This window comes from Psychrosphaera saromensis (genome assembly GCF_002954545.1).
In the GTDB taxonomy this organism is placed as follows: Bacteria; Pseudomonadota; Gammaproteobacteria; order Enterobacterales; family Alteromonadaceae; genus Psychrosphaera; species Psychrosphaera saromensis.
In genome coordinates, this window is sequence record NZ_MSCH01000003.1 from 2,567,947 (window position 1) to 2,579,675 (window position 11,729).

Below are 11,729 nucleotides of genomic sequence, written 5' to 3' on the forward strand. Positions count from 1 at the left end.
ATTAATGTAACATCCTGGTTAACAGTATTTACTAGGATGATGTTGTTGATATTCTTTAATTGTACTATTTAAAAATTATAGCCAAACTTAAATAATTCAATTGATACGATTAATGCTCTGTCGTTCTTATCCGTAAAGTTTACTGACGGATGCGAAAAATGACTATTTTCACCACTTATGTACCTACCAAATTGTATATTGCCAGATAAGTAGGCGTTGTTTTTAAAGTAAGTCCAACCTAATACAGCGCCAACACCTAGCTTAACTGTTGAATCCAATTCATAATTATTACGCGTGATGGCCTCAATATAAGCTACTTTTGTAAAGCCTCCCCAATAAACATTAATACCGTCATTCATAGGTTGGACGTATTTGCGCCATTGATATTCAGCTGTAAACAAATCTAGCGGATTATTGTCGTTCTTTTGGCTGGCGTAAAGTACTGGTAGTGCATGTTCAATACCTTGTTCTTTATTAAAGATAGAATATGTACCTGTATAAGTTTCTCCACCACCACTTAAGGATGTTGGATTAATAAATAATCTAAAGGGATTTATTGCTATACCGTGCGTGTATTGTGCGGCTACCGAAGGTGTTGTTATTAACAGTGTTAATATAACTATTATCCACTTCATATAAATTCCTTTTAATTATAAATCGATCTAATTTTTATCATTTAAAAATGATGTCTGCAACTGACTAATATTGTACTGGTTTTTGCCAATATGAAACAAAGTCAAACTCGGCTGTTTTATCGTTGGCCATTTCTACTTTTAATATCCAGGTCATTTCTGGCTGCGAACATAAACCTAACATAAATGAAGATTGGTAAATAAAGTTACCGTTGTCGCTTTCTATTAATTTATAGATAAGTGGCAAGGTTCCCATGTTCATATTGGAGCCTTCTATATACATAGACTCAATGGGCTGTGTTGAGGTGATGTGCATTTGGTATTGCTGTTCAACTAAAATAACGTCGGTGTTTAATGTTATTTTCAGCTGTGGGTTTTGCATTGTAATACATAGCTCGTCACAGGTTTGTTGATTGACGCCTTGTTCAGCACTACAGGCTGAAATTAAGCTAATAATAAATGCACTGGTTATTAATTGAATAATAGTCGGTGTTTTTTTAACCATATGTTATTAACTCTCTTGATCTATGACAATATTTTATGGATAGCAGCTATTATTTTATCCTTAAAGTCTTTATTATGCATCTGCCCATAAGCTTATCTGTTTGATTTTGGTTATTTTTCACAAAATAACTAAAAAGAGTCTAAACTTTTAATCTTGATTACAATAATTTTCACATGTAAGTGGAATCATAAATATGACAACAACGACCATCGCTCATCCAGAGTACAACTATAAAGTTGTTAAGCAATTTGCTTTAACGACTGTTTTCTGGGGTTTAATCGGTATGACAGTTGGTGTATTAATTGCTGCGCAATTGATATGGCCTGCGTTAAACTTTGAAACTCCATGGCTAACATTTTCGCGTTTACGCCCACTTCACACAAATGCTGTAATTTTTGCATTTGGTACAAGTGCCCTATTCGCTACCTCGTATTACGTTGTACAACGTACTTGTAAAGTTAAACTCATCAGTGACAAAGTCGCTGCTTTCACCTTTTGGGGATGGCAGGCGGTTATTATTGCTGCGGTAATTACTTTACCTATGGGTCTTACGACTTCTAAAGAGTATGCAGAATTAGAGTGGCCAATCGATATTTTAATTACGATTGTTTGGTTAGCTTATGCGTATGTCTTTTTAGGCACAATCGCGATTCGTAAAACAAGTCATATTTATGTAGCAAACTGGTTCTATGCTGGTTTCATCATTACCGTTGCGGTATTGCACTTAGTTAACAGTGCAGCTATTCCGGTTACCTTGTTTAAGTCTTACTCTATATACTCTGGCGCAGTTGATGCCATGGTTCAGTGGTGGTACGGACATAATGCAGTGGGTTTCTTACTGACGGCTGGCTTCTTGGGGATGATGTACTACTTTGTTCCTAAACAAGCAGAACGTCCGGTTTACTCTTACCGTTTGTCGGTTGTTCACTTCTGGGCTCTAATATCTTTGTATATTTGGGCTGGTCCACATCACTTACATTACACAGCTTTACCTGACTGGACTCAGTCTTTAGGTATGGTTATGTCTATGATTTTATTCATCCCTTCTTGGGGCGGTATGATCAACGGTATTATGACGTTATCGGGTGCTTGGCATAAGCTAAGAACTGACCCTATCTTACGTTTCTTAATCGTTTCTTTATCTTTCTACGGTATGTCTACGTTTGAAGGCCCAATGATGGCAATCAAATCTGTAAACGCTTTGTCTCATTATACAGACTGGACAATTGGCCACGTACATTCAGGTGCACTTGGTTGGGTTGCTATGGTTTCTATCGGTGCTTTATACCACTTGATCCCACGTTTATATGGCAAAGTTGATATGGCAAGCACTAAGCTAATTAACACGCATTTCTGGTTACACACAGTTGGTGTTGTTCTTTACATTGTTGCTATGTGGATTTCTGGTGTTATGCAGGGTCTTATGTGGAGAGCGGTTAACTCAGACGGGACATTAACTTATAGTTTTGTTCAAAGTTTAGAAGCTTCTTACCCGTTCTACTTTGTACGTTTCCTAGGTGGTCTATTCGTTGTTGCTGGTATGTTAGTAATGGTATACAACGTCGTTAAAACTGTTCGCGAAAGCAAACAAGTTACTGCAGCAGCGTAAGGAGAGCTAAAGATATGGCTAATCATCACGAGAAGATTGAAAAAAGCGTTACCCTAATGGCCATCCTTACGGTTGTTGCGATTAGTTTTGGTGCGCTAGTAGAAATTACACCATTGATGTTCCAAAAAGATACAACAGAACCTGTTAAAGGCATGCGTGCCTTAACAGCTTTAGAAATGGAAGGTCGTGACATTTATATACGTGAAGGTTGTAATAACTGTCACAGCCAAATGATCCGTCCATTCCGTGCTGAAGTTGAACGTTACGGTCATTATTCTGTTGCTGGTGAATCTGTTTGGGATCACCCTTTCCTTTGGGGATCAAAACGAACTGGGCCTGATTTAGCCCGTGTTGGTCAACGCTATAGTGACGACTGGCATTACGCACATTTATTAGATCCACGTTCGGTTGTTCCACAATCAAACATGCCATCTTTTAAATGGTTAGATGAAGCAGTTTTAGACGGTGAAATCATCGGTAAGAAACTAGAAACATTTAACTGGCTAACTAAAGGTAAAACCCATAAAGATGAAGCTGGAAACTATATTCCATTGTATACAGCTGAAGAAATAGCGGGCGCTCAAGAGGCTGTTGCAGGTAAAACTGAAATGCAGGCTTTAATCGCTTATTTACAACAACTTGGCACTCACCTTAAGTAAGTAATGAATATGGATTACGGTACGTATCAAGGCGTTCATACGCTAATATTAATGGTTTTGTTTTTCGTGATCGTTTACTGGGCATACAGTAAAAGTCGTAAAAGTAAGTTTGACGACATTGCCCAATCTATCTTAAATGATGATGACTTAAACGATGATCCTAATGTAAAGGAGCAAAAAAATGGTAATGACTGAATTTTGGCATTGGTGGATAATACTACTAACTAGTATTTCCCTAGTCGGTTGTTTCTGGATTATTACAGTTAATCTTAAGAACTATGCTGGTGTCCCTGAAGGCGAATCTATGGGTCATGAGTTTGATGGCATAGAAGAGCTTAACAACCCGTTGCCTAAGTGGTGGACATATATGTTCTACTTCATCTTAGTATGGGCAATTGGTTACTTAATCTTAATGCCTGGTATGGGTAATTGGGAAGGTTTACTAGGTTGGAAAAGTTCTAACCAAGGTATTGTTTCTCTAGAAGAATCTAGAACATTATCAGCTAAAGCAATAGATGAAGGCTTATTGGTTCAGTTTGACCAAGAAGTTAAACATGCTGACGAAGTGTACGGTCCTGTATTTCAAGCTTTCGCAGCTAAACCTATTGCTGAATTAGCTTATGACGACGATGCCTATAAAGTAGGACAACGTTTGTTCTTACAAAACTGTGCTTTATGTCATGGCTCTGATGCTCGTGGTTCTAACAAGTTCCCTAACTTGACTGATACTGATTGGTTATACGGCGGAACACCGGAAAAAATTAAAGAAACACTTTTACACGGTCGTAAAGCAGCAATGCCAGCTTGGGGTCCTGCCCTTGGTGAAGACGGCGTTCAAGAAATGACAGCGTATGTTTTAAAATTAGCTGGGCGTAAAGTTAACGATAAGTTAGCTGACGCTGGTAAGGCTAAGTTTGGAATGTGTGCAGCTTGTCACGGTGCTGACGGTAAAGGTTCTTTAGCCCACGGTCTACCATTTGGTGCCCCTAACTTAACAGATAATGTTTGGTTGTACGGTGGTTCTAAAAAGGCTGTTGAAGAAACGATACGCGCAGGCCGAAATGGTGTAATGCCAGCTTGGAAGGATGTATTAGGTGAAGATAAGGTACACGTGATTTCAAGTTACGTTTATCGGATCTCCCATCCAAAAGAATAGGTAACATCAGAAAAAAGCCTCTTCGGAGGCTTTTTTTATTTCCAATGTATTTTCATGAATGACAAAGGTTTTCAATTCTCGTAATGAGCGTAAGCTCTTAGTTTCCATAATGTATTTTAGTTATTCATTATCGTTTTATAAAAAAAGTAATTTGTTAAGTTTTTTTCTTTATGAGTCGGTGGTGTCAGTTGTATCATTTAGCTGATGTCTAGCAGTAATAATTATTAGGTGGAATATATGAAATCGGAAAGTTGGTATCGTAATCCTTGGGTTTGGCTGGTCATCGCTTTACCTATGTCAGCAGTTATCGGTGGTATTGCCACCATCATCATAACCAATAAACACCAACCAGATATGGTGGTTGACGACTATTACAAAAAAGGCAAAGCCATTAACCAAGAATTAACTTTGTACGATAATGCCCAAAAGCTAGGCATTACATTAGAAGTAAAAGTTAATGAACACAGAATTGAAGTGAAATCGCCAACCGAATTCAGTGCATTAAAAGTGAAGGTCATCCACTCTACTCTGGCTGATCAAGATTTTGATTTAGTATTGACGCCTAATGCGATAGGCACACTGTCCTCATCTATCGAGACAATCATGCCGGGTAAATGGCAAATTGTTGTTATGCCGATGGATAATTCATGGAAAGTTAGAAAAACCGTGGCGTTACCAAATACAAATTGGATGGCATTCTAAATAAATGTCTAAGACTGCAGCCTGTTACCATTGTGGTAACGATTTACCGTTAAATCAGACACCTATCATTGCTGATGTATATCAACCTAATAAGGATGAAGCACATTATGAGGTATGTTGTTTAGGCTGCAAGTCGGTTACCGAACATATATATAATAATGGTTTAGGTACTTATTATCAGTTTCGTTCTGATATGGCCTCCAAACCAGAAGACGATATCACTGACGAACGTTATTTAGTTTTTGATGACATTGGTTTTCTTGAACAAATATCTTCTGAAGTGCCTTCCAAAGATCCAAATACTCCCAATTTAAGAAAAGTCATATTGTCGGTGGATAATATTCACTGTGCGGCTTGTGCCTGGCTTATTGAGCAATCTTTATTAGTGTTAACCGGTATTGAAAAAGTTAACGTCAACACGATTAACCAAAGAGCCGAAATATATTGGGATAATTCTCAATTAACCTTATCCGCTATTTTAACTAGATTAAGCGCTATTGGTTATCCGTCGTCACCATTTAACGTGACAGACACAGAGAACAAAATTAAACGCCAAGAAAAACAATATATAAAACGTTTAGGCGTGGCCGGTTTGTTTACCATGCAAGTGATGATGCTGGCTTTTGCTATGTATTTTGGCGCATTCACTAATATGGAGTCTTATCAGGTAGGATACTTTAAATGGCTGAGTTTGTTGTTGTCTGTCCCTGTTGTATTTTATTCTGCCTTACCATTTTTATTTGGTTGTTATTATTCGTTAAAAGCCAAAAGACTTAATATGGATGTGCCGGTGGCATTTGCCATTTACGGTGCTTTTTTTGTCAGCTTTTATCAGTTGTTAATTAATGGATTGGACGGTGACAAAGGCGAAGTATTTTTTGAAAGTATTTCCATGTTCACCTTTTTGCTGTTGATTGGTAAATACCTGGAATTTAAAGCTAAAAGCAAAGCCATATTATCCAACGCAAACTTAAATAAAAACATTCCAATCACGGTTAATAAGCTAGTTAATGGCGAGCCAGTTGTTGAGTTAGTTAAGAATATAAACCTGGGCGACTTAGTATTAATAAAACCGGGACAAAACATAGCGATTGATGGGGTTATTGTTGACGGTATTACCAGCGTTAACGAGTCAGTCTTAAATGGTGAGTTTGAACCTATTCGTAAAGGCCTTGGCGACAGCGTATTAGCTGGCAGTATAAATACCGACGGTGTTATTACCGTTGAAGTAAATGCCATCGGTGAGCAAACCACCCTATCTAAAATTGGTCACTTACAAGAAGAGTTTTCGCGTCATAAACCTATCTATACTCAATTTGCCGACAAAATCGCGCACTGGTTTGTATTCAGCCAATTAATACTGGCGGTGCTTACGTATGTGATTTGGATGTTTGTTGAGCCTACTGATGCACTTTGGGTAAGTTTATCTGTATTAGTAGCTACCTGTCCTTGTGCATTAAGCTTAGCTACGCCAACGGCTTACACTTGTGTTATTTCTGCATTAAACAAACAAGGGATCTTAATTAAAGACCCACAAGCCTTTGATAAGTTAAATCACTTAACTCATGTGTGTTTTGATAAAACAGGTACGTTAACCAAAGGTAAGTTTGAAATTCAGCAAGCATTTTATTATCAAGCTGACATTGCCAAGCTTGGCCTTGCGATGAATTCCGACTTGTTAAAATCTATTATTATTCAATTACAAAAACATTCTGAGCACCCTATTGCTCATGCATTTGACAACAAGCTGTTTGAACTGAAATCGTCAGATGATGATGCTGTTTCCAGTCAAAGTGAAATGTCAGCAGAAAATGCAGCTGAAAATGTGGATGTATTATTTAACCCTGCTGATTTAACTGAGATTTCTGCGGTTATTGGTTCTGGTATTCAAGGCCAATATTTAGGCCATACCATTAAAATTGGTAGTGCTGAATTTTGTCAAAACGGCGCTTTAACTGACAACACAGCTAATACCATCAATAAGACCAGTAGTAACATCAGTCGCAAGCAGCAGCTTAGTAATGCTAATGTATTTGTTAGTTATCAAGGTATTGTTCTGGCAGAATATTATGTTTCCGATCAGTTAAAACCTGAGTCTATTCAAGTACTACAGCACCTTAAGCAAAACCAAATGCATTTAACTATGCTCACCGGTGACTCTTCTGAGCAGGCAAGCAGTTTAGCGACAAAATTAGAGCTTGAGAGTTACAAAACGGGGTTTTCACCTGACCAAAAAGCACAATACGTTAAAGATATTCAGCAAGAGTCAAAAACCAACTTAGTGCTAATGGTTGGCGACGGCATTAATGACTCACCGGTTTTTGCCGCTGCTGATATCAGCATAGCGATGGGCGATGGCGCCGATGTGACTAAATACGCTGCCGATATTATTATTTTAAAAGGTAATTTAAATGCAATAACCTCTTTGGTTAATGCCGCAAAACAAACCAGAAAAACGATTAAGTCGAACTTATATTGGTCGTTAATTTACAACTTAGTTATATTACCTGTCGCTATGTTTGGTTTAGTAGCGCCTTATATTGCCGTGATTGGCATGTCTGCAAGTTCCATATTAGTGGTGACGAATTCGTTACGCTTACTAAAGGTTAAATAGATTTATATGAATGTTATTTATTACTTAATTCCAGTGGCTATTTTGTTCGTAATTGTTGGTGTTATTGCTTTCTTCTGGGCAACAAAAACAGAACAATTTGATGACTTAGAAAAACACGGGTTATCTATTTTAATGGATGACGACGAACTACCAACGAAACAAGAATCTAAGCAAGAAACTAAATAATAATGACATTCCCATTTGAGTATCTTATTCCGGCATTTTTAATGGGCTTTCTTGGTAGCGGTCATTGCGTTGCTATGTGCGGATCGTTATCGATGGCACTTGGGTTTTCGGTACCAAAAGAAAAGTCGTTTTTACTCTACTCCATTTTGATCAGTATCGGCCGAGTGTTTGGTTATGGCTTAATTGGCTTTATTGTTAATTTTTTTGCTCAGTCGGTTGTCAGTATTACCCAAGGTGGCGTGTTATATCTGACGCTGTTCTCTTCCATATTAATGTTTGGCATCGGTTTACATATCGCTAATATCAATAGCTTTGTGCTTAAAACTGAATTTATTGGTAAGTGGTTCCAGCCATTTATCGACCCAATTAAATCTAAAATCTTGCCAATAGACTCAGTACTTAAATGCTTGTTATACGGTTTATTTTGGGGCTTTTTACCTTGTGGTTTAGTTTACACCGCGCTAAGCCTAGCGTTAACATCACCAACACCATTAACTGGTTTTTCCGTTATGTTAGCGTTTGGGTTGGGTACATTGCCAACATTGGTTGGAATGACTCTAATAAATGCTAAATTAAATAGCATTTTAAATCATAGTTATGTTAGGTTTGTGTTAGGCAGTAGCGTAATTTTAATGGCCGTGTGGCAATTTTATTTCGCCATTAACCGTATCTCTTTTTTCTAGTTTTATAGCGAGTCACCTTATGTCGTCAAGTCAATGTAGCAACAAGAGTTTTAGTTTAAATTGCGCTAACTGTAGTTTAAATCAACTTTGTATTCCGTTTTCTTTAGATGAAACCGAGTTACGTAGGTTAGACGATGTTATTGAACGTAAAAAACCATTTCATAAAAGTGACTGCATGGTTGAAGCTGGCCAAACGTTTACCTCGTTATATGCGATACGCTCAGGTAGCTTTAAGTCTTATTTGGTTGATGACCAGGGTGTTGAACAAATAACAGGGTTCCATTTACCTGGTGACGTTATTGGCTTTGATGGTTTAGCAAAACTAAAACACCAAACGTACTGCCAGGCATTAGAAACGTCTATGGTGTGTGAAATTCCGTATACCACTATGGATGAGCTTGTTGAGAAAATGCCCAAACTACGCAGTCAGTTCACTCGTTTAATGAGCAGTGAAATATCGTCAGATCAAAATATGTTTATGCTGCTAAATAAAAAAACAGCTGAGCAACGTATCGCCTCCTTTTTAACAACCCTTTCCGATAGATTTGCTGAACGAGGATTATCTAAAAATTCATTTAGATTAACCATGACCCGTGGCGAAATTGGTAATTACTTAGGCTTAACCGTAGAAACCGTTAGTCGTATATTTAGTAAATTTCAAAAGTCTGGATTTATCCAAGTTGACGGTAAGTTAATAGAGATTAAAGATGTAGAAAAATTTAGACGATTAGAAGAGTAATTAAAACTATTAATAATTAACTAAAAAGCAGTTTTACACAGCAGGATTTATTATATTAGCTACACTTATCATGTACATACAAAATAATGGAAGGTGAATGATATGAGTCACTTTAATAAAGTATTAGTCGTAATCGACCCCACTGAAGATAATCACAAAGCACTGTCTCGTGCGCTAGAAATGTCTGCCAAACACCCTTGTGATATAACCGTATTTTTAACTATTTATGATTTTTCGTATGAGATGACAACCATGTTATCTCCTGAAGAACGTGAACTGATGCAAAATGCCGTATTAGAAGACAAAAAACAATGGCTGAATGAGTTAGTTAAACAAACTGGTAAAGATTGTAGCCGTGTTACAACGGAAGTCGTTTGGCATAATCGACCATACGAAAGCATAATCCGAGCAGTCATTGAAGGTCAGTTTGATCTTGTAATGAAAAGTACTCATAAACACGATACGTTGAAATCTGTTATTTTCACGCCTACCGATTGGCATTTACTAAGAAAGTGCCCTAGCCCAGTTTTATTAGTTAAAGATCATGCTTGGCCTAAAAGTAGTAAAGTCTTAGCCGCCGTGAGTGCTGTAACGGATGATAGTAGTCATGAGCTACTAAATTACGAAATAATCAACTACGGCTGCTTTATGTCCAACATATTGCAATCTGAAATCCACCTGGTTAACGCGTATCCACCTACACCAATGAATATAGCGGTAGAAATTCCTGAGTTTGATACTGTGCAATACAATGAAAATATGAAACGTCATCATAAAGAATCATTAGCTAAGTTGGCGTTAGACTTTGATATTGACGATGATCAAACTCATGTAATTGAAGGTTTACCTGAAGATGTTATTCCAGAAGCGGCACTGTTGTTAGATGCAGAGCTAGTGGTTATTGGCACCGTTGGACGTACAGGAATAAGTGCTGCACTAATTGGTAATACGGCTGAGCACGTTATCGATAACTTAAATTGTGACTTATTAGCGTTAAAGCCACCTGACTTTGTAAGCCCAATAAAAGCATAATCGTCAAACTGTTAAATAAGTAGAAACCGCTGTTTGTTTACGTTGAAATTAATCTAGCAATGTAAATTAGCGGTTTCTTTGTGTCTGTAACGACATTATAATGCGCGCCTTATATCAATTAGCTAATTGCTATTGATGTGTAATTTGAGAGGCAGTATGGCAACATCTTTAGAAGCAAAACAAAAACATAACTTTAATAAACTAGAAAAACGAATTCGACGTCAAGTTGGCCAAGCTATTGGTGACTACAACATGATAGAAGATGGCGATCGTGTGATGGTTTGTTTATCTGGTGGTAAAGACAGTTACACCATGTTAGATATTTTGATGAGCTTACAAAAAGCTGCGCCAATTAGCTTTGAATTAATTGCGGTTAATTTGGACCAAAAACAGCCTGGTTTCCCGGATCATATATTGCCTCAATACCTTGAAGAGCTCGGGGTTTCATACCAAATTGTTACCGAAGACACTTATTCGATTGTAAAAGAGAAAACCCCAGAAGGTAAAACCACTTGTTCGTTATGTTCAAGGTTACGCCGAGGTATTCTGTATCGTACCGCTAAAGAGTTGGGTGCCACTAAAATTGCCTTAGGTCACCATAGAGACGATATTATTGAAACGCTATTCTTGAACATGTTTCACGGTGGCAAACTTAAATCTATGCCGCCTAAGTTAAAAAGTGATAATAATGAACATGTGATCATTCGCCCTCTTGCTTATGCCAAAGAAAAAGAAATTGAAGAATTTTCACAACTAAAAGGCTTCCCTATTATTCCGTGCAATTTATGCGGCTCACAAGAAAACCTTGAACGCCAAAACATTAAGAAAATGTTAAACGACTGGGATCAACAATTCCCAGGTCGTATTGAAAGTATGTTTAGTGCGATAAAAAATGTGGTTCCAAGTCATTTGGCCGACACTGAGTTATTTGACTTTAAAACGTTAAGCCAAGATGTTGAAGAAGGCGATGTGGCCTTTGACGCGCCAGAAATTGCTAAGTTTGTTGATGCCGATGTAGCCGCTGAAACAGAAACTAATGAAACAACCGTAAATGTTATTGAGTTAGTTTAATCTGGCTCTAATTAACGTAAGTAAATAGTTTAAGTAAAATGCTATTAACAAAAAGCACTCATAAAAAAACCTAAACATTCGTTTAGGTTTTTTATTGTCTAAGCTAGTAGAGCTAAGCATTTACTGCTTGAGAATGGATAT

The 11,729-nt window shown here is 37.5% G+C and carries 13 protein-coding genes; 11 read left to right on the forward strand and 2 right to left on the reverse strand.

Going from position 1 to position 11,729, the window contains the following annotated elements:
- Positions 1-68: 68 nt before the first annotated feature.
- Positions 69-635, reverse strand: a complete 567-nt coding sequence (locus BTO11_RS11670) for a hypothetical protein (protein WP_105052769.1) — start codon at positions 633-635, stop codon at positions 69-71.
- 64 nt (positions 636-699) lie between these two features.
- Complete coding sequence (locus BTO11_RS11675; RefSeq protein WP_105052770.1) at positions 700-1,137, reverse strand: hypothetical protein; 438 nt, start codon at positions 1,135-1,137, stop codon at positions 700-702.
- Between the two features lie 193 nt (positions 1,138-1,330).
- On the opposite strand from BTO11_RS11675, the gene ccoN reads away from it, so the two are divergent.
- The 11 genes from ccoN (at position 1,331) to ttcA (ending at position 11,588) form a co-directional block, all read left to right on the forward strand.
- The gene (gene ccoN, locus BTO11_RS11680) at positions 1,331-2,746 is read left to right on the forward strand and encodes a cytochrome-c oxidase, cbb3-type subunit I (protein WP_105052771.1); all 1,416 of its coding nucleotides are present in this window, start codon (positions 1,331-1,333) and stop codon (positions 2,744-2,746) included.
- Between the two features lie 14 nt (positions 2,747-2,760).
- Entirely contained in the window at positions 2,761-3,405 is a 645-nt protein-coding gene (ccoO, locus tag BTO11_RS11685; RefSeq protein ID WP_105052772.1) for a cytochrome-c oxidase, cbb3-type subunit II, read from the forward strand.
- Positions 3,406-3,414: 9 nt separating this feature from the next.
- Positions 3,415-3,600 (forward strand): cbb3-type cytochrome oxidase subunit 3, encoded by a 186-nt coding sequence (locus BTO11_RS11690; RefSeq protein ID WP_105052773.1) that lies wholly within the window; start codon positions 3,415-3,417, stop codon positions 3,598-3,600.
- Positions 3,593-4,561: a cytochrome-c oxidase, cbb3-type subunit III gene (gene ccoP / locus BTO11_RS11695; protein ID WP_105053750.1), complete on the forward strand. Its 969-nt coding sequence runs from the start codon at positions 3,593-3,595 to the stop codon at positions 4,559-4,561. Before BTO11_RS11690 ends, ccoP begins: the two co-directional genes overlap by 8 nt.
- Positions 4,562-4,798: 237 nt before the next feature.
- Entirely contained in the window at positions 4,799-5,263 is a 465-nt protein-coding gene (locus tag BTO11_RS11700) for a FixH family protein (RefSeq protein ID WP_105052774.1), read from the forward strand.
- Positions 5,264-5,267: 4 nt separating this feature from the next.
- Positions 5,268-7,877, forward strand: coding sequence for a heavy metal translocating P-type ATPase (locus BTO11_RS11705; RefSeq protein ID WP_105052775.1), 2,610 nt, complete (start codon positions 5,268-5,270; stop codon positions 7,875-7,877).
- A gap of 6 nt (positions 7,878-7,883) precedes the next feature.
- The gene (gene ccoS, locus BTO11_RS11710) at positions 7,884-8,063 is read left to right on the forward strand and encodes a cbb3-type cytochrome oxidase assembly protein CcoS (RefSeq protein ID WP_105052776.1); all 180 of its coding nucleotides are present in this window, start codon (positions 7,884-7,886) and stop codon (positions 8,061-8,063) included.
- Between the two features lie 2 nt (positions 8,064-8,065).
- Positions 8,066-8,746 (forward strand): sulfite exporter TauE/SafE family protein, encoded by a 681-nt coding sequence (locus tag BTO11_RS11715; RefSeq protein WP_105052777.1) that lies wholly within the window; start codon positions 8,066-8,068, stop codon positions 8,744-8,746.
- A gap of 19 nt (positions 8,747-8,765) precedes the next feature.
- Positions 8,766-9,485, forward strand: a complete 720-nt coding sequence (fnr, locus tag BTO11_RS11720) for a fumarate/nitrate reduction transcriptional regulator Fnr (RefSeq protein WP_105052778.1) — start codon at positions 8,766-8,768, stop codon at positions 9,483-9,485.
- Between the two features lie 102 nt (positions 9,486-9,587).
- Entirely contained in the window at positions 9,588-10,517 is a 930-nt protein-coding gene (gene uspE, locus BTO11_RS11725) for a universal stress protein UspE (RefSeq protein ID WP_105052779.1), read from the forward strand.
- A 156-nt stretch (positions 10,518-10,673) separates the two neighbouring features.
- Entirely contained in the window at positions 10,674-11,588 is a 915-nt protein-coding gene (gene ttcA / locus BTO11_RS11730; protein ID WP_105052780.1) for a tRNA 2-thiocytidine(32) synthetase TtcA, read from the forward strand.
- Positions 11,589-11,729 lie beyond the last annotated feature (141 nt).